The organism is Pseudomonas floridensis, assembly GCF_002087235.1.
Lineage (GTDB): Bacteria > Pseudomonadota > Gammaproteobacteria > Pseudomonadales > Pseudomonadaceae > Aquipseudomonas > Aquipseudomonas floridensis.
Window position 1 is genome coordinate 17,898 of record NZ_MUIO01000002.1, and the last position, 17,868, is coordinate 35,765.

Below are 17,868 nucleotides of genomic sequence, written 5' to 3' on the forward strand. Positions count from 1 at the left end.
ACCCGACGGATCAATGCCCGTTATGGTCCCAGATCCAGTTCCACAAGCCGGGTAACCTGACGGGCTCGGCACCTTCCTTGACGGTACGGGCCAGGGCGGCGCGCTGCAATTGCGCGCTGTCGTCATAAAACGGCCTGGCCGCCAGCTTCACGCCGGTCTGCGCGGCGCTGTCGAGCAGAATCTGCAGGTACTCCCGTGCGTGCCGGGCGGTATAGCGGTTCAGGTCATGAAAGGTCACCACCACCGGAATCACGCCATCGACCGTCGGCAACTCTCCAGCGGCGATACGTTCGCGCACTTGCGACAACTGGCTGACCATGTTCGAGCGACGCCTGAGGCTGAAGTTGTAACCCCATATTTTGCCGTCGTTGGCACTCAAGTCGGTAAGCAGCACATGCAGATGATGCTGCTCGTAGGCGCTGAACGTGCGCTGATCATAATTCCAGAACGGCGGGCGCAGTAACGTGGTCGGCGCGCCGGTTATCGCGGCGATGATCGCGCCCCCCTGAGTCAAGGATTGATCCAGCTCTTGAGGGCTCAACGAGCGATGGTTGGTGTGGTGTGGCGTTGCCGTGTGAAACCCCAGAACATGACCCTCGGCATGCTGGCGGTGCATGATCGCCCGCCCCTGATCACTGTTCCCGGCCCCGGTTGCGCCGGTCTGCACGAAAAACACAGCCTTGATGTGCGGCTGTATCGGATTCTCGGCCAGACTGTCGAGCACGGTCAGCGTCGGATTGTAAAAGGTCGAAGCGCTTGGCCCGTCGTCGAACGACAGCAGGAAGCGAACGGGGGCCTGCTGACGCAATCGCTCGCTCGTCTCTGGCGTCAACGGTATCGGCGCGCTGATACAGGCCGACAGGCTCAGGGCAATCGTCAGGACCCAAAGGGCGGTAAAAACAGACTTCATCACTGTATTTTCCGAATGACCGGTCTAAAACCTTTTGCCGGTGCTGCGGCGCACACACTAGCCGTGCGCCAGATTTAAAGCCATGCCTGTTCATGAAACCTGTGCGCAATCGGAGTCGGTGGGCGTGACCGGATAGACAATCACGGCGGCCCGCAGTTTGTCGGTGCCGAAACAGCTCATGCGGCTGAAGTCGGCGTGGCTAACCGGCAGGTGCTGACAGTCGATCGCCTGGCGGTGCAGGCTGTGGTCGATATCGGGATCATGCAGGTAGACGAAATCACTGTCGCAATCGGTGACCATGACCCAATGCGGTGCCTTGGAGCGCGTCAGCCGGTAGCTGCTGATCAGCACCAGCGGCCGCCCTCCTTGCGCCAGCACCTTGGGCAGGTTCAGCGATTGATTGGTCAGGCGCTGTACGCCGGAGGCGTCCAGCTCGCGGCAGAACTGCTCGTGAACCAGTCGAACCACCTGCTTCTTGGTTTCGCTGCGCACCCCGCTCAGAAACAGGGGGCCGGACACCGATACCAGCAGTTTCACCGCGAAACCGCGCCGCCAGGCGGCCAGCGCGAGACCTTGCGGGCTGCAGCCGCCGTGCCCGGAGGTCATGAACACGGTGGTTGCTTCACGCCATATCTGCAATTCCTCGGCTCGCACCATCGCGCGCGCCGGTTGCAAGGCTTTCATGGCCATCAGCAAGCAGGCCGGGCCGCAGGTGAAGTCCAGAGTTTGCTGATAGTAAGGCACTGAACGACCGTTGTGCCGGGCGTGCTCGACAATCCGTTTTTCGTAACGCAGGGCCGGGGCGTGATCCTGGTAGTAGTCTTCGACCTGCGCGAAGCGTCGATAACCGCTGCGCTCGTACAGAGCGATGGCGGCAAGGTTGTCAGGGCGCACTTCCAGACGCAGGTAGGCGCAATCGCGCTCGACCGCCTGCTGTTCGGCGCGCTGCAGCAATTGCCGGCCAAGCCCCAGCCCTCGCGCCGTATCGGCAATGGCCAGCGAATATAGACGCCCCAGCGACGTGCCGCGATGAAACAGCACCAGCGCATAACCTACGAGCTGCGCTTCGCGCTCGGCCACGACCAGGCACGCGTTGGCGCGGCGAATCATCCAGTGAAAACTGCGCGCCGTCAGCCGGTCGCCTTCAAAGCACTGGTTCTCCAGAAACAGCAACGCCTCGACATCGGCGTCCACTGCGTCGCGAAATATAAAGTCCATCTGCACCGCCGTAAAAGTTGTGTAACGAAACGGGACATTTCTATAAGCGCATGCTTAATAGAAAGGACTGTTTTCCATCGGATCGATTACCCATGTCAGCGGCGCAGGTGAAGATGAACGAAGTATCGGCTCAACTTGCACTTTCAGCAACAACGAAACGTGCCTATCCCGCAGTGCCTTTTGTAGCACAGAGTCAGTTGGTGATTATTGTAGAGCGGCTGGAAGACTGGGCATCTTATTTCCCCAGCGAAGACCTGATCAGCGCTCAGGATTATCTTGAAAAGCCGCTGAAAGCCACGGCAGGCAGGCGTGTTCAGGTGATTAACCTGTGCCGAAGTTATAAATACCTGGGGCATGGCTATTACTGTTCGTTGTTGGCCGAGGCGCGCCAGCACAATGTCATTCCTTCAGTGCGGACCCTCAGCGAGTTGACCCGCAAGTCTCTGTACGGGCTGGTGCTGGATGACCTGGACAAGATTCTCGACAATGCACTTCAGGATCATCCTTATGATGACACTGAGGGGTTTACCCTGACACTTTACTTTGGTCAGACTTCGCTGGAACCGTTGAAAGACCTGGCGCAGCAATTGTTCGAAGCCTTTCCCTGCCCCCTCCTGCTGGTCGAGTTTCGCAAGCGGGAAAACTGGCACATCGCAGGCATCAAGGCAGGCGCCTTGCCACGATTGCGAGACGATCAGCAGGACGAATTCGCCAGCGCGCTGGACGGCTTCAGCCGCAAGATCTGGCGGCAACCCAGTTCACGTCGTGTGGCGCGCTATGACCTGGCGATTCTGCATGACCCGCAGGAGCAACTGCCGCCGTCCAACGCGCAGGCATTGGCCAATTTCATCCGCGTTGGCCAACGGATGGGGGTCGATGTCGAGCTGATCGAGAAAAAGGATTACGCCCGACTGGCCGAATACGATGCACTGCTGATCCGCGAGACCACCAGCGTCGACAACCACACCTATCGCTTTGCCAAGAAAGCCGAGAGCGAGGGGCTGGTGGTCATGGACGACTCGACGTCGATCCTGCGCTGCACCAACAAGGTGTACCTGACCGACCTGCTCAAGAGCCATGACCTGGGCATGCCGCGCACCGAAATTCTCTACAAGGACCGCCCCGAAGAGCTGGAGAACGTCGCCCGACGCCTGGGTTTCCCGCTGGTGCTGAAAATCCCCGACGGTTGTTTCTCTCGCGGCGTGATCAAGGTCAGTACGGCTGAAGAAATGCAGACAGCCACGACTCAGTTGTTCGAGCATTCAGTGCTGTTGCTCGCCCAGGAGTTTTTCTACACCGAATATGACTGGCGCATCGGCATTCTCAACCGCAAGCCGATCTTTGCCTGCCAGTACTTCATGTCCAAGGGCCATTGGCAGATCTACAACCACAAGGCCATCGGTGCCGAGATCAATGGTGAATGCCGCACCCTTGCAGTGCACGAAGCCCCCCGTGCCGTGGTCGAACTCGCACTCAAGACCGCTAACCTGATTGGCGACGGGCTATATGGCGTCGATCTGAAGCAGTCCGGCGACAAGGTGGTGGTCATAGAAGTCAACGACAACCCCAATCTGGACGCCGGTATCGAAGACGCCTGCCTGCAGGACGACCTGTACGGCTTGGTGCTGGAGGAGTTCATTCGCCGCCTGGAGCTCAAACGCCTTGGCCAGGCCTGGTGAAGCCCGATGATCAAAGGCCTGAAGCTGCATGAAAACCGTCTGCAACCCTGCAATTCACAGGCTGCCCAGGTGCTGTGGTTCAGCAAGCCCGACGCTCGCGAACGCACACTGCTGCTCGAGCGCTTTCACCTCGATGAGCATGCCGTCGCTTCGGCGCTGGACCCGGACGAGATTTCCCGTATCGAGTTTCATCCCGACGCGCTGTTTCTGATCTGGAAACGCCCCGAGAACTATTCGGGCAAGGACAGCTTTTCGTTCGATGTATCTTCTTTCGGGGTCCTGCTCAGGCAGGATCAGTTGCTGCTGATCTGCGACGATGACCAGCCGCTGACCTCGCTGAACGCCCAGCGACCGCTGCAGCAGCCACTGGATATCTTGCTGGAGATGCTGTTCAACAACATTCATCACTATCTGGGGCACTTGAAGGTAATCAAGATGGTGGCGCGTGAACTGCAGCAGAAATTCAATTCGTCACTGGAAAATCGCCATCTGCTGCAGATGTTCAACCTCAGTGAAAGCCTGGTGTATTACATCAATGCGATTCACAGCAACGGCACGGTGCTGACCCGGTTGCGAAATCATGCCCAAGGCAAGCAATACGCTAGCGCCAGCCTGGCGCTGATCGATGACATGATCATCGAGAACGACCAGTGCTACAAACAGGCCGAGATTTATTCGACCGTGTTTGCCGGCCTGATGGACGCCCGTGGCAACCTGGTCAACAACAGCACCAACACCCTGCTGCGCAAACTGACCCTGATCAACGTAGTGTTTCTGCCGTTGAACCTGATTGCCGGGATTGGCGGTATGTCCGAATTCAGCATGATGACCGCGCCGTTGCCTTGGTGGGTCAGCTACCCTGCGCTGCTGGTCGCCATGCTGGGCATGGGCATTGCGATGATTTACGGGTTGCGCAGGATGGCACGTTCGGCGTGAGCGGTCATTTCTCCCACGCGGCTTTGGCGATCTCCAAACCATGCAGTCCGTTGTAGGCCGCGCGCGAGGGTGGCTGCCAGCCTTCCAGCAGGCAAGCCTCGAGGCTGTAGATCTCGACCCCCAGCGGTCGGCATACGCTGAGCGGATCCTGCGCATCCGGGCCCCACATCGGCAGCGACAGATCACCGCCCGGGCAAGTCGACAATGCACACAACAGGTCGATTTCCGCAAAAAACTCCAGATAATCGCCCTGTTTCGCCGGGCAGGCCTTCATGAAATACATGTCGTCCTGGTTGAGCCCGGTGCACTGAAAGATGTTCAGTACATCATGCACATCGAATTCGGTCAGGCCATGGGGCAGAACCGCGCGCGTCAGGTTCGAATGGCAGTGATGGTGGAAGTCTTCGCCGGTCAGCATCTTGTTGACGTAAGGGTCGCAGCGCGTGCCCAGCAGATCGTGAAGCCGACCGCCGTGCTCGTCGATGCCGTACCCGGCCAGACTGTCGTCAGTGATGGTGACCATCGGCCGCAGAAACGGCAGGTTCGACCAGAGCCGGTCATGGGTGCTGACATGCGCGCCCTGCAACTGACGGGTTCTGGCCGCCCACAGCCGCTCACGAGGGTCATCGGCGTTCCAGACGTTGAAATCACCCACCTGCGGCCCCACCGGTGTGGTGACACGAAACACCTGCCCGGCCTTGACCTTCCACGCCCTCCCAGTACGAATCGGCACCTCGAACTGCTCGACCAGCGTGCGCTGCTGCACGTTGGCGCGTATGCGCTCGTAAAACGCCGTATCCACTTGCAGCGCGGCACCTTTGCTCACTTGATAAGCAGCCGGATAGTCTTTGTACATGCAAGGCCTCTCGTTTACAGAATCGGGGCGATCAACGCTGCAAGTTACGAGCCTGTCTGGCTTGACGGGTCACTGAAAATCACGGCTGCGTACATCCAGACCGGTCAACAATGGCGTGAGGTCGTAGAGCCGCTGGGCAATCAGGTGGCGCACACCGCTCTTGGACTCCAGACGTCCGAACACCTGCAACAGGTGTGAACCCACCAGAACTTTACGCTGACGCTCAGCCAGATCGCGCCAGACAACCACATTGACCATCCCGAACTCATCTTCCAGGGTCACGAATGTCACACCGCTGGCCGTGCCGGGGCGTTGCCGACCTATGACCAGCCCGGCCACGCTGAGGGTCCGGTCATTTTCCAGCGTGAGCAGGTCCCGCGAACTGCGAAAGCGCCTGGCGGCCAACTGCCGTCGTAGCAGAGCCAGTGGATGAGGCCCAAGCGTGGTGCCCAGCGTGGCGTAGTCGGCCACCAGATCCTCGGCCACGGTGGGCAGCGGCAGCGTGACTTGACGCTCTTCGCTGGGCAAGTCATCGAACAACGGGCGCTGGGCTTCCACGCCCGCCACTTCCCAACGGGCGCGATGCCGATGGCCGATCAGGCCGCGCAAGGCACCGGAATCGGCCAGCGACTCGGCAGCGCGATGGTCCAGTGCAGCACGAATCGTCAGGTCTGTGGCATCGACGAACGCTCGCACCGCACGGACTCGTTCAATGCGCAGCGCATCTTCTTCCCGAAAGCCGCGCACCATGCGCAACCCCAGGCGGATCGCCAGGTTGCGCGTGTAATCCGGATGCTCGACGGGCTCCAGCGTACAGTCCCAGTCGCTGTAGCGCACATCCACCGGGCGGACTTCAATGTGATGACGACGGGCGTCCTGCAGCAATTGATCCGGACTGTAAAAGCCCATCGGCCAGCTGTTGATCAACGCACAGGTAAAAGCTGCTGGTTCGTGGCACTTGAGCCAGCAACTGGCATAAGTCAGCAAGGCGAAGCTGGCCGCATGGGATTCCGGAAAGCCATAGCTGCCGAAGCCTTTGATCTGTTCGAAGATGCGGTCGGCGAATGACCGTTCGTAGCCATTCTTCAACATGCCCTTAGTCAGACGCTCGCGATGCGGCTCCAGCCCGCCGTGGCGCTTCCAGGCAGCCATCGAGCGGCGCAACTGATCGGCTTCACCGGGCGTGTAGTCAGCGGCCAGGATCGCCACTTCCATGACCTGCTCCTGAAACAGCGGCACGCCGAGGGTGCGTTTGAACACCTTTTCCAGCGCAGGCGGATAGGTGATGGCTTCTTCGCCATTACGCCGCCTCAGGTACGGATGCACCATGTCGCCCTGAATCGGCCCCGGCCGCACGATCGCCACTTCGATCACCAGATCGTAGAACTTCTCGGGCCGCAGGCGCGGCAGCATGGCCATCTGTGCCCGTGATTCAATCTGAAACACACCAATGGTGTCGGCACGACTGATCATTTCGTAGGTCGGACGATCATCGGACGGCACATCGGCCAACGTCCACTGCTTGCCGCGGTGCAAATGCACAAGATCGAAAGTCCTGCGTAGCGCACTGAGCATGCCCAGGGCCAGGATGTCGACTTTCAGCAGACCCACCAGATCGAGGTCGTCCTTGTCCCACTGGATGATGGTGCGCTCGGCCATGGCCGCGTTCTCGACCGGCACCAGTGTGTCGAGCGGATGCTCGGAAATCACGAAGCCTCCCGGATGCTGCGACAGGTGCCGAGGGAAGCCGATAAGCTCATCACTTAGAGCCAGCACGCGCCTGAGCATCGGAGCTTCGGGATCCAGGCCATATTCGCGCAGGCGCTTGGGCGTCGGCAGCGTATCGCTCCAGCGGCTGAATGCATCGGCCAACGCGTTGATTTGATCCGGCGGCAACCCTAGCACCCTGGCCACATCACGCATCGCACCGGAGCCATGGTAGGTACTGGCGACGGCGGTCAGCGCCGCCCTGCCCCGACCATAACGACGGAACACATACTGAATGACCTCTTCACGGCGGTCATGCTCGAAATCCACATCGATGTCCGGCGGCTCATTGCGCTCTCTGGAAATGAAGCGTTCAAACAGCAGATTGCTCTTTTCCGGATTCAATTCGGTGATGCCCAGCGCGTAACACACCACGGAGTTGGCCGCAGAGCCACGTCCCTGACAGAGAATGTACTGGCTGCGGGCAAACTGGACGATGTCGTGCACCGTCAGAAAGTAACTGTCGAACTTCATCTCCGCGATCAGTACCAGTTCCTTTTCGACCTGCTCGCGAGTCGAGGCGCGCAGTCCGTCGGGCCAGCGCCTGCGCACGCCACGCTCAGTCAGCTCGCGCAACCACGACGACGGCGTTTGCCCCTTGGGGACCAGCTCATGAGGGTATTCGTACTTCAAGTGCCCGAAATCGAAGGTGCAGCGGCGTGCGATGCGCACCGACTCGGCCAACAGCCAGTCCGGGTAAAGCCCGGCCAGCGCATCCTTTGTCCGCAGGTGGCGCTCGCCATTGGCGAACAGCCGGTGACCGGCCTCCGCCACAGTGGTGTGATGGCGGATCGCGGTCATGGTGTCCTGCAAGGCGCGCCGCCCCCGCGCATGCATGTGCACATCGCCGCTGGCCACAGCCGGAATGCTCAGGGACTGCGCCAGCGCGAGCAGGTCGGCAAGACGCTGCTCGTCATCCGGCCCGCGATGCAACCCGACCCCCAGCCACAGACGCTCGATAAACCGTTCGCGCAACCAGTTGCCCTGAGTCACGCAGTCTTGCGCATCGCCATCGATGTCCGGCAGCCAGATAGCCAACAAGCCACCCGACAGCGCAGCGAAATCATCACGCAGCAGCCGGTACTCGCCCTTTTTGGCACGGCGACGGGCCGCCGTGATGATCCGGCACAGGGTCTGGTAGCCCATCAGGTCCTCTACCAACAGCACGATCTTCGGCCCGTTTTCAATCTGCATCTCGCTGCCGACGATCAAGGGCAAACCGCTGTCCTTCGACGCCTGCCACGCCCGCACGATACCGGCCAGGGTGCATTCATCGGTGATCGCCAGCGCAGCGTAACCGTGGCGGTTGGCTCGCTGAAACAGCTCCTGTGCACTGGACGCGCCGCGCTGGAAACTGAAGTTCGACAGGCAATGCAGCTCGGCGTAATCGATGCTCACGCGAACCAGCCATGCAGCAGAAGCTCGCCGTTTTCACCCACGGTGCGATAGGCCCAGGCTCGCTGGCCGGTGGCGGTCTCGACCAGATAGTAATCGCGGCGTACATCGCCACCGTCCCACCAGCCCGACTCGATTCGCTCGGGGCCGGCCACGATTCGCGCAGAATGTGCTGGCAACGGCTGCGGTTGATGCAGCAGCCAGCCCGGACGGGAATGACCCTGCATGAGCGCGGTGGCCTTGCTTTCGGTTCTGGACTGCCAGGCACATTCGGGACGATGGTCGGCCAGAGCCCGCAAGCCATTGACCGACTCGTCGCCAAGCCGCGCACGCAGGCGCTCGCGCAATTGTTCCCAGGGCAACGTCTGTTGCACGCGCTCATCGAACAGCTCGCGATGCGCGGGAACGAAATCCGGCAAATCCTGCGCCAGCAAGCGTACCGCACGCACCGGGGACGTCACCAACACCTGCTCCAGTCGGCCACGGGCCAGTTCGAACAGCATCGACGCATCGCGCTCGGCGCTGAGCAGGCCGACCTGGACAACCGTGTCAGGGCCGTCGATATGCTCCAGATGCAAGGCGAACCGTTGAACGCCACTGTCGCGCCCGGTCAGAAACGTTGCCAGATCGGCGATCAAGCGTTTGAGCGGGAACAGCAAGGCCTGGTGCGACTCGACATCGAAATTCAGTTCGATGCGCTGGTCGAAAAAGTCCGGCGGCAGATAGCATTCCATCGCCACCGGGCGTTCGCCCAGCAACGTATCGAGATGCTGCAGCACACTGGCCGGAAAACGCCGCGCCAGGGTGTCGCGTGGCAGGGCCAGGACCTGCCGGACATTGCGCAGGCCCATGCGAGCCAAAGCGGTCGCCACCTCGCGGCCAAGACCGATACGGTCCACCGGCATCTGCTCCAGCGTACGGCGCAGGTCATGGGGGCAATCGATGCTCAGTCCGTCGTGCATGTTGGCCAGCATGCGGGCCGCCACCGGATTGGGGGCCACGACGATGCGATGGCGAAAGCCGAGCCCGGCCAACTCCTCGCGAAGTCGTGCCTCGAACACCGGCCAAGGCCCGAAAAGACGAAGGCTGGACTCGATTTCCATCAGCAGGACACGGGGGTATTTGAGGCTGACATTGGAGCTGAACCCATACGCCCAGGCGGCCAGAAACTGCTGCAATCGCTCGGTTTCGGACGGGTCGTGCGCGACCATCGCAAAGCCCGAGACCAGAGCCTGCGCCGTACTGAGCGACTGACCGGCGCGCAGGCCCAGTGCCCGCCCCGCCGGGTTGACTGCCTGCAACACCCGGCGCTGCGCACTGCCGCTGATCAAGGCCAGCGGTTCATCCGGATCGGTATGGCGGCGCATGACGCCATCAAGTGCCAATTGCGGCAGCACAATGCAGGCCCACAGCATAAGAACCTCAAGCGTCGGTTGGAAACGGGATCGGCAAGGCGGGAGCAAGCCCGCCACGGCATTTGAGTACCCGCAGTTGCGCGGGGCGAGTGTCGACGGCAATGCGCAGCGCAGCGGGCGACGGGTTGGCGGCGGCCTGCTGAGATCGGCACGCAAAGGCCAGGGTCTGCCCGGTTTCAGCCGCCACCTGCAAGCGTCGCAATGCCCGGTCGTCGACCATGCCCGGCCAGCACACCACCGCGCCACAGCTCCCTGAGCGCAGACATTGCTCGGCAGCCCACAAGGCATCCTTGCTGCCTGCCTCGATCAGGGTCAGTTGGCGCAGATCGACCCCGGCCGCCAGCCAGGCCTGGGGGTACGGCAGGTAAGGCGGTGCTACCAGCACAATGCGCTCCCCCATGCCGGACAGACGCGCCAGACTGGGCCACAGCAGGCGCAACTCGCCACTGCCATTGGCCGGAATCAGGATTTCAGTCAGCGCTCCCGCAGGCCAGCCGCCAGTGGGCAACGCACTGTCGAGCAAGACATGGCCGCTGGGCTGCTGGCTGACCGGCGGCGCTGACTGCTGACGCCCTTTCCAGACCCTGCGTTCATCCAGCAGGGCGTCCAGGCTGACCACCGCGCCCATCATTCGCGCCGGACCAGGCCGCAGAACACGCCCTCGATGGCGAAGTCCTGATCCGGCGTCACGAGGATCGGTCGATAGGCCGGGTTACGCGGCAGCAACTGCAACCCGTCGGCGCTGCGACGCAAACGTTTGATGGTGACTTCACCGTCCAGACGGGCCACGACAATCTGGCCATCGCTGGCCTGCGGATTGCGATGCACGCCCACCAGATCACCGTCGAGAATGCCGTCTTCGATCATCGAATCGCCCCGCACCCGCAGCAGGTAGTCCGGCACGCGGGTAAAGGTGCTGCGGTCCAGATGCAGCGTGGCATGCACGTCCAGGTCAGGCCCGATGGGTGCACCGGCAGCGACGCGGCCCAGTACGGGAATCTCCAGCAGTTCGGGGCGCGATTCGTTCTGCGGCAGACGAATGCCACGCGCTTGGTGCGGCACGACTTCGATCAGGCCGGCCTCGGTCAGCGCCACAATGTGTTTGCGCGCCACGCTGCGCGAAGCAAAACCGAAAGCCTCGCAGATTTCTGCCAGGCTCGGCGATTGCCCTTGCTGCGCGATGCGATCGCGGATGAAGGTAAGGATTGCACTACGGCGGGGAGATAATGTGCTCATGGAGTACATTTGTACTCTTTTGCTTTTTTTCTGGCTAGAGCGTTCTGTCGGATTGATTGCTCAGATCGCGCCAGCTGAAGTGTAGGAACCGGTCCAGCCCTACTGCGCCAATTGTTTAGATAATCCGAACAGTCAAATCAAATACACCCGGTTTATTGAGCACCTCAAAAGGTAGAGACTGAACAGGTCTTATCATTCGCAGGAGAAATCATCGTGATCACACGTCAATTCGGCCAGCAAGGCCCGCAGGTTTCCGCCATCGGCCTGGGTTGCATGGGGATGTCGGATTTCTACACCACCGGCAGCAATGAGCAGGAATCCGTCGCGACCCTGCATCGTGCTCTGGAGTTGGGCATTACTTTTTTCGATACCGCCGACATGTACGGCCCGCACACCAACGAGGCCCTTATTGGCCGCGCGTTACAGGGCAAGCGCGAAAGCATTTACCTGGCCAGCAAGTTTGGCATCCTGCGCAGTGATGATCCGCATGCCCGTGGGGTCGACGGTCGTCCCGACTATATCCGCCAGGCCATCGAGGGCAGCCTAAAACGTCTGAACACGGATTATCTGGATCTGTATTACCAGCACCGAATAGACCCGAACGTGCCGATCGAGGACACCATTGGTGCCATGGCTGAACTGGTCCAGGCAGGTAAAGTCCGTCATATCGGGATTTGCGAGGCCAGCGCGAGCACCATCGAACGGGCACACAAAGTTCATCCGCTGGCCGCAGTGCAAAGTGAATATTCGTTGTGGTCACGCGATCCCGAGCATGACGGCGTGCTCGCCAATTGCCGTCGTCTGGGCATTGCGTTCGTGGCCTACAGCCCGCTGGGGCGAGGTTTTCTGACCGGCGAACTGCGCACGCCGGACGACTTTGCAGAAAATGACTACCGTCGTTTCAGTCCGCGCTTTCAGGGCGAAAACTTCAACCGCAATCTAGTCCTGGTGGAAAAGGTCAAGACGCTGGCGGCGGCCAAAGGCGTTACTGCTTCGCAATTGGCACTGGCATGGGTGCTGGCTCAAGGCGATGACATCATCCCGATTCCCGGCACCAAGCAGCGCAAGTACCTGGAAAGCAACGTCGCTGCGGTTTCATTGAGCCTGAGCGAGGGTGAGCTGGCGCAACTGAATGCGATCTTCCCGGCCGAGGGCGCTGCAGCCGGTGAACGCTATGGCGCCGAGTCGATGAAGTTTCTCAACGGCTGACCTTTTGCAGGGTCGCTTAACAGCCTGCTCGCGAACACCGTCGTGCGCGAGCAGGCTCATGTGTACGACAAGGACCGATCAGGTCGAAACCGGGCAGGCCTCGGTTCCGTTGTTCAAACCTTGTTTGTGATTCTTGTAGTCCAGCGTGGCCTTGCCGTTTACCCACTTCAGAGTCACGACCACCACTGAATCGAAATCATCACCTTCCCAGTCATTGACCAGTTTGACATCGCTACCCGATGCTTCCTTGGCCACCTTATTGATCAGTTCCGGCAGATAGCCATGAGACCAGGCGGTGTAAATGATCGCGTTGTGGTACTTGTCGTGCATCAACTCGTCCGCCAGATCACTGGTGTCGTTGGCACCGAAGTCGATATTGATCGGCAGGCCAAGCTTGATTGCGCTCGGCCCGACCGTCATCAAAGGCCGCACATAGCTGTAGGAAAGGTCGCCGTCGCCCTCTTCCACATGCCGACTGGGATTGGCGGCGAAAATGAAATCAGCCTTGCCAAACTCCTTGGGTAACAGCTCCGAAAGCTCAATGGCCCGATTCAGCCCCTGACAGTTCAGTTGCCCCAGGCCCATCGAGGGTTTTTCAGCGTGACGCAGGAAAACCAAGGTCTGCGTGCCGTTTTTGGGGTCGGCATAGACACCCTTGCCCATGGAAAACAGCAGCACCGCCGAGACCATGACAATCGAGGGAAGAGAAATCCAGGCAACGCGGCGCTTAAGGCGGCTGCTCAAGGCTATTTTTGGAATGTTCATTATTTTCTGAGTCCGGTACGCGGTTAAGGGAAAGTCAGCGTGTCGCTGCTGCGAATGCGCCAGCCATGGCGGGTTCGCCACCCTTTGAATCCCTGCGGATCAGTCGAATACGTGCCCCTTGATCACACCTGAAGCCTAATACGGCTATGTTGCGGAATGAAGAATGTCGACGATAGGAGTGCAGAAATGCGTTTCTGTTGCATTGCCCCGATGAAATAGGCTGAACTTCTGACGAATAGCCACAGAAAATCCAACTGAAAAGACCACGTCACTGTTTGCTGAGCAACAGTGACTAGACAACTGTGTCGCCCCAGCAACACGCATGCCGCATGAAAAGCTCAAGTACCGGCTAATCCGTCGCACATTCTGCTGGCACAAAGCGTGCATTATTCCATTTCCCTATGGTTACTCCTGCTCGACTGCTGATTTTGAAATATAAAATTCAGTCGTCGCCGCTTCTTATCGGATCTGGATGCCCTTATGCCACAGTCTCGTTTTACGTTTCGGTTGCACACGCCTCGCGTACTCGCCACCTGGCTGCTGACCAGCTTTTCCTTGGCCCTGACCCTGCAAGCGGGTGCGCAGGCAGCTGAAACCGGGCCCTCCGAGGTGCGCCTGGATTACGCCTACTACTCCCCCGTCAGCCTTGCGTTGAAACATTTCGGCTGGCTGGAGCAAGCCTTGCCGCAGTCGAAAGTGACCTGGGTGTTGAGCCAGGGCAGCAACCGGTCCCTTGAATACCTCAACAGCGGCAGCGTTGATTTCGCATCCTCGGCCAGCCTTTCCGCGGTACTGGCCCGTGCCAACGGCAGCCCGATCAAATCGGTCTATGTCTACAGCCGGGCCGAATGGACTGCGTTCGTGGTCCGCAAGGATTCAACGCTGCAAACGGTCAGCGACCTGAAAGGCAAGAAGATCGCCGCCACCAAAGGCACTGATCCTTATCTGTTCACGTTGCGTGCGCTGCAGCAGGCCGGATTGAAAAAAGACGATGTGGAACTGTTGCACTTGCAACACCCGGATGGCCGCATTGCGCTTGAAAAAGGTGATGTCGACGCCTGGGCAGGTCTTGATCCACACATGGCCGCCAGCCAGATCCAGGCCGGTTCGCGGTTGCTGTACCGCAACAAGGATTTCAACAGTTATGGCGTACTGAGCGTTACGGAGAACTATGCGAAGGAGCACCCGCAAGCGATAAAAACGGTACTGACCGCTTACGACAAGGCACGTGACTGGGCCATCAAGAACCCGGACGAACTGGCTAAATTGCTGGCTGATGAATCTGGCCTGCCCTTGGAAGTCGCCAGGTTGCAACTGTCGCGAACCGATCTGAGCACCCCGCAACTGAGCGCCAGGGACGTGGAGGCGTCAAAAGCCGCCGCGCCAATCCTTGTTTCCGAAGAGTTGGTACGCAAAGGGGTGAACGTTGGGCAAGTGGTCGATCAATTGATCACACCTGATTTCTCGACCGCCGTGATCGCGCGGCAATGAACAGCGCACAGAAAACGCTGCCCCGCGCGCAGCCTGCCCTGTTGACCGAGTCAAAACGCGGATTGGGGGGACGCTATAAGACGCTTGGTAAAGGGTTGGTATTACCCGCGCTGATCGTGATCTGTCTCGAGTTCGTCGTGCGGATCGGCTGGCTGCCGTCCTATCAGATGCCGGCGCCTAGCGAGATCGTGGTCACCTTGACCGATCTGGCCGATGGCGCGCTGTGGAAACATGTCAGCGCCAGCCTGTTGCGTGTACTCAGCGGCTTCGCCATCGGCGCGAGTCTGGCGCTGGTGTTTGCCGCCTGGGTGGGCCTGAGCCGTGAGGCAGAGGCTTATCTGGAGCCGACCTTCGCCGGGTTACGCTCCATCCCAAGCCTGGCGTGGGTGCCTCTGCTGCTGCTGTGGCTGGGTATCGGTGAAACCTCCAAGATTGTGCTGATTGCCATCGGTGCGTTCTTTCCCGTCTACCTCAATGGCGTGGCGGCGATTCGCGGCATTGACCGCAAGCTGGTGGAGGTCGGTCAGATGTACGGTTTCAGTCGCTACCGACTGACACGCCGTATCCTTCTGCCCGCTGCCCTGCCGGGTCTGTTCACCGGCCTGCGCAGTGGCATGAGTCTGGCCTGGATGTTTCTGGTGGCCGCTGAACTGATCGCCGCCACTAAAGGACTGGGCTACTTGCTGAGCGACGGACGTGAAACCTCACGCCCGGACATCGTGCTGGCCGCCATTGTCGTGTTGGCGACTCTGGGCAAGTTGAGCGACGGTGTACTGGCGGCGTTGGAAAGGCGTTTTCTGAGTTGGCGTGATGCATTCAATGGCCAGAGCCGGGAGGATTGACCGATGTCAGCATCGTTGATGGATATTCGCGTCGCACACAAGGCATTTGCTGAAAGCACGGTTTTGCAGGACATTGATTTGTCGTTGCAGGCAGGCGAAGTCGTCAGCCTGCTCGGCCCCAGCGGCTGTGGCAAAAGTACCCTGCTGAGAATCGCTGCTGGCCTTGAACGGGACTTTCAGGGCGACGTGCACAGGCTGCACGGCGACGTGGCCTTTGTTTTTCAGGAACCGCGTCTGATGCCGTGGCTGAGTGTCGAGCAGAATATCGGCCTGAGCGATGACGACCACTATGACCAGGCCTGGGTCGCACAGTTGATCGAGGAAGTGGGCCTGACCGGGTTCGCTGACGCACTGCCCAAGGCATTGTCCGGTGGCATGGCACAGCGCGTGGCCATCGCTCGCGGTCTGTATTCGCACCCGACCGTGCTGTTGCTGGATGAGCCATTCAGCGCAGTGGATGCATTCACCCGCATGAAACTTCAGGACCTGTTATTGCAACTGGCGGAGCGTCATGCAATCACCCTGCTGCTGGTGACGCATGACGTGGATGAGGCACTGTACCTGAGTGATCGGGTGCTGGTCATGGGCAGCCGCCCCGGCAGAATCGTCCACGAACTGACGGTTGGCCTGACCGCGCCTCGAGACCGGCGCGATCCGCAACTGGCCGGCCTCAAGGTGCAGGCGCTGACCGAGTTGCAGCAGGCGCATCTGATTTGAAAACAGTGCTTACTGACTGACCGGCCTTGATCGAATCCCAGATGCGGGCTCGCAGTTGATCGGTCTTTACCGAAACCGGGGCCATGGCGAACAAGCGATCAAGCATGTCGGCATCCGGATAAACGTCTGTATCGGTCCATAACGCAGGTTTGATCAGCGCGTCGGCCTTCTCGTTGCCGTTGGCGTAGTGCACGACGTTGGTGATGCCGGCGATGACCTCAGGGCGCAGCAGATAATTCAGAAAGGCATAGGCCGCCTTGGGATCAGGGGCGTCCTCGGGGATAGCGACCATGTCGAACCACATTGGCGCACCCTCCTTCGGAACCACGTAATTGATCGACAATGTGTTCCCAGCCTGCCCGGCCTGTTCCTGAGCCTGAGAGATGTCACCTGAATAACCCACCGCCACGCAAACCTTGCCCGAGGCCAGATCGGCGATGTATTGCGACGAGCTGAAATAACGCACATAGGGGCGTACTTCATTCAACACTGCCTGAGCCCTGGCATAGTCCTCGGGCTTTTCACTGTGAGGCTCGAGCCCCAGATAATTGAGCGTGATGGGCAGCATGGCCGGCGCGCTGTCGACGATTGCAACGCCGCACTGGGCAAGCTTTTTGATGTTTTCCGGTTTGAGGATCAGGTCCCACGAGTTGAGCGGCGCATCCTTGCCCAGCACGGCCTTGACCTGCGCGACGTTATAACCGATCCCGGTGCTGCCCCACAGGTAGGGAAACCCGTGCTGATTGCCGGGGTCGCTGGCGTCGAGTGCCTTGAGCAACACCGGATTGAGGTTCTTCCAGTTGGGGAGCTGGCGCTTGTCGAGGGTCTTGAGCAGGCCTTTCTCGATCTGCCGTCCCATGAAGTGCACCGAAGGAAACACCACGTCGTAGCCAGAATGGCCAGCATTCAGTCTGGCATTGAGCGTTTCGTTGGTTTCATAAGTCTGGTAGGACGTCTTGTAGCCTGACGACGACTCGAAATTCTTCAGCGTGTCCGGGGCGATGTAATCGGTCCAGTTGTAGATATTGACCGTTTCTGCCGCATGGCTGGTGGACGCCAGCAACATCAGTGCAGCAAGGGATTTTCTGAGCATTATTGTTTTCCTCGGGTCAATGGCAGCAGCTTGCCCTAGTCCATGACAAGGCTTCAATAGCTACACAGAACACACCTGATTAATATCCGGGATTGACGCTGATCAATTAATTGAAAATTTCTGACAACGTCATAAAAAATTTTTCCCCCGACGTGTTGCCGAGTGCTATTTTTAGTGCTGGTCAGACCGCTCTGATAACACCGTAGGAAAGCAGCATGATGCGGCAGGGATTTATCTGGAAAATCCTTGTTCGGTCGCCTGGGCTTTTGCAGGTTGAATCTCGGTGGGTCTCCCTACCCTTTGGAGTCACGCAAGTGCTCGATTGAATCAGGTGGGCCA

The 17,868-nt window shown here is 59.7% G+C and carries 14 protein-coding genes and 1 pseudogene; 6 read left to right on the forward strand and 9 right to left on the reverse strand.

Annotated elements, in window-relative coordinates:
* Window positions 1-10: 10 nt before the first annotated feature.
* A complete protein-coding gene (locus BZK31_RS00240) occupies window positions 11-910 on the reverse strand; it encodes a polysaccharide deacetylase family protein (RefSeq protein WP_087881623.1) in 900 nt (299 codons plus the stop codon).
* Window positions 911-1,000: 90 nt separating this feature from the next.
* Complete coding sequence (locus BZK31_RS00245; protein ID WP_083180725.1) at window positions 1,001-2,128, reverse strand: GNAT family N-acetyltransferase/peptidase C39 family protein; 1,128 nt, start codon at window positions 2,126-2,128, stop codon at window positions 1,001-1,003.
* Between the two features lie 92 nt (window positions 2,129-2,220).
* Here BZK31_RS00245 and BZK31_RS00250 point away from each other — a divergent pair, with 92 nt between their 5' ends.
* Together BZK31_RS00250 and BZK31_RS00255 are read left to right on the forward strand one after the other, a co-directional pair.
* Window positions 2,221-3,807, forward strand: a complete 1,587-nt coding sequence (locus BZK31_RS00250; protein ID WP_083180726.1) for a RimK family protein — start codon at window positions 2,221-2,223, stop codon at window positions 3,805-3,807.
* A 6-nt stretch (window positions 3,808-3,813) separates the two neighbouring features.
* Entirely contained in the window at window positions 3,814-4,743 is a 930-nt protein-coding gene (locus tag BZK31_RS00255; protein WP_083180727.1) for a magnesium transporter CorA family protein, read from the forward strand.
* Window positions 4,744-4,747: 4 nt separating this feature from the next.
* Here the strand turns inward: BZK31_RS00255 and BZK31_RS00260 are convergent, their stop codons facing one another.
* The 5 genes from BZK31_RS00260 to lexA all read right to left on the reverse strand — a co-directional run bounded on the left by BZK31_RS00260 (window position 4,748) and on the right by lexA (window position 11,421).
* On the reverse strand, window positions 4,748-5,599 hold the full coding sequence (locus BZK31_RS00260) for an urea carboxylase-associated family protein (RefSeq protein WP_083180728.1): 852 nt from the start codon (window positions 5,597-5,599) through the stop codon (window positions 4,748-4,750).
* 69 nt (window positions 5,600-5,668) lie between these two features.
* Window positions 5,669-8,764 carry an error-prone DNA polymerase gene (locus BZK31_RS00265; RefSeq protein ID WP_083180730.1) on the reverse strand — a complete coding sequence of 1,032 codons (3,096 nt, stop codon included), beginning with the start codon at window positions 8,762-8,764 and terminating at the stop codon, window positions 5,669-5,671.
* Entirely contained in the window at window positions 8,761-10,176 is a 1,416-nt protein-coding gene (locus BZK31_RS00270) for a Y-family DNA polymerase (RefSeq protein WP_083180732.1), read from the reverse strand. The genes BZK31_RS00265 and BZK31_RS00270 overlap by 4 nt, the downstream gene beginning before the upstream one ends.
* 7 nt (window positions 10,177-10,183) lie before the next feature.
* A complete protein-coding gene (gene imuA, locus BZK31_RS00275) occupies window positions 10,184-10,804 on the reverse strand; it encodes a translesion DNA synthesis-associated protein ImuA (RefSeq protein WP_167377802.1) in 621 nt (206 codons plus the stop codon).
* Window positions 10,804-11,421, reverse strand: a complete 618-nt coding sequence (gene lexA, locus BZK31_RS00280) for a transcriptional repressor LexA (RefSeq protein ID WP_083180735.1) — start codon at window positions 11,419-11,421, stop codon at window positions 10,804-10,806. Before lexA ends, imuA begins: the two co-directional genes overlap by 1 nt.
* A 204-nt stretch (window positions 11,422-11,625) precedes the next feature.
* On the opposite strand from lexA, the gene BZK31_RS00285 reads away from it, so the two are divergent.
* A complete protein-coding gene (locus tag BZK31_RS00285) occupies window positions 11,626-12,621 on the forward strand; it encodes an aldo/keto reductase (protein ID WP_083180736.1) in 996 nt (331 codons plus the stop codon).
* Between the two features lie 78 nt (window positions 12,622-12,699).
* Here the strand turns inward: BZK31_RS00285 and BZK31_RS00290 are convergent, their stop codons facing one another.
* Window positions 12,700-13,386: a hypothetical protein gene (locus tag BZK31_RS00290; RefSeq protein ID WP_083180738.1), complete on the reverse strand. Its 687-nt coding sequence runs from the start codon at window positions 13,384-13,386 to the stop codon at window positions 12,700-12,702.
* 480 nt (window positions 13,387-13,866) lie between these two features.
* On the opposite strand from BZK31_RS00290, the gene BZK31_RS00295 reads away from it, so the two are divergent.
* Genes BZK31_RS00295 through BZK31_RS00305 form a run of 3 tightly spaced genes read left to right on the forward strand, consistent with a single transcriptional unit; the run spans window position 13,867 to window position 16,436 of the window.
* Complete coding sequence (locus tag BZK31_RS00295) at window positions 13,867-14,877, forward strand: aliphatic sulfonate ABC transporter substrate-binding protein (RefSeq protein WP_083180740.1); 1,011 nt, start codon at window positions 13,867-13,869, stop codon at window positions 14,875-14,877.
* Window positions 14,874-15,719: an ABC transporter permease gene (locus tag BZK31_RS00300; RefSeq protein WP_083180742.1), complete on the forward strand. Its 846-nt coding sequence runs from the start codon at window positions 14,874-14,876 to the stop codon at window positions 15,717-15,719. The genes BZK31_RS00295 and BZK31_RS00300 overlap by 4 nt, the downstream gene beginning before the upstream one ends.
* Window positions 15,720-15,722: 3 nt before the next feature.
* A complete protein-coding gene (locus BZK31_RS00305) occupies window positions 15,723-16,436 on the forward strand; it encodes an ABC transporter ATP-binding protein (protein ID WP_083180744.1) in 714 nt (237 codons plus the stop codon).
* A gap of 16 nt (window positions 16,437-16,452) precedes the next feature.
* Here the strand turns inward: BZK31_RS00305 and BZK31_RS00310 are convergent.
* Window positions 16,453-17,529, reverse strand: a pseudogene (locus tag BZK31_RS00310) (polyamine ABC transporter substrate-binding protein); the annotation flags it as partial.
* Window positions 17,530-17,868 lie beyond the last annotated feature (339 nt).

Coding starts and splice junctions, on each gene's coding strand:
- BZK31_RS00260 (WP_083180728.1), bottom strand. CDS start 5,599: ATGTACAAAGACTATCCGGCTGCTTATCAAGTGAGCAAAGGTGCCGCG.
- lexA (WP_083180735.1), bottom strand. CDS start 11,421: ATGTACTCCATGAGCACATTATCTCCCCGCCGTAGTGCAATCCTTACC.
- BZK31_RS00250 (WP_083180726.1), top strand. CDS start 2,221: ATGTCAGCGGCGCAGGTGAAGATGAACGAAGTATCGGCTCAACTTGCA.
- BZK31_RS00255 (WP_083180727.1), top strand. CDS start 3,814: ATGATCAAAGGCCTGAAGCTGCATGAAAACCGTCTGCAACCCTGCAAT.
- BZK31_RS00245 (WP_083180725.1), bottom strand. CDS start 2,128: ATGGACTTTATATTTCGCGACGCAGTGGACGCCGATGTCGAGGCGTTG.
- BZK31_RS00300 (WP_083180742.1), top strand. CDS start 14,874: ATGAACAGCGCACAGAAAACGCTGCCCCGCGCGCAGCCTGCCCTGTTG.
- BZK31_RS00305 (WP_083180744.1), top strand. CDS start 15,723: ATGTCAGCATCGTTGATGGATATTCGCGTCGCACACAAGGCATTTGCT.
- BZK31_RS00295 (WP_083180740.1), top strand. CDS start 13,867: ATGCCACAGTCTCGTTTTACGTTTCGGTTGCACACGCCTCGCGTACTC.
- BZK31_RS00290 (WP_083180738.1), bottom strand. CDS start 13,386: ATGAACATTCCAAAAATAGCCTTGAGCAGCCGCCTTAAGCGCCGCGTT.
- BZK31_RS00240 (WP_087881623.1), bottom strand. CDS start 910: ATGAAGTCTGTTTTTACCGCCCTTTGGGTCCTGACGATTGCCCTGAGC.
- BZK31_RS00270 (WP_083180732.1), bottom strand. CDS start 10,176: ATGCTGTGGGCCTGCATTGTGCTGCCGCAATTGGCACTTGATGGCGTC.
- imuA (WP_167377802.1), bottom strand. CDS start 10,804: ATGGGCGCGGTGGTCAGCCTGGACGCCCTGCTGGATGAACGCAGGGTC.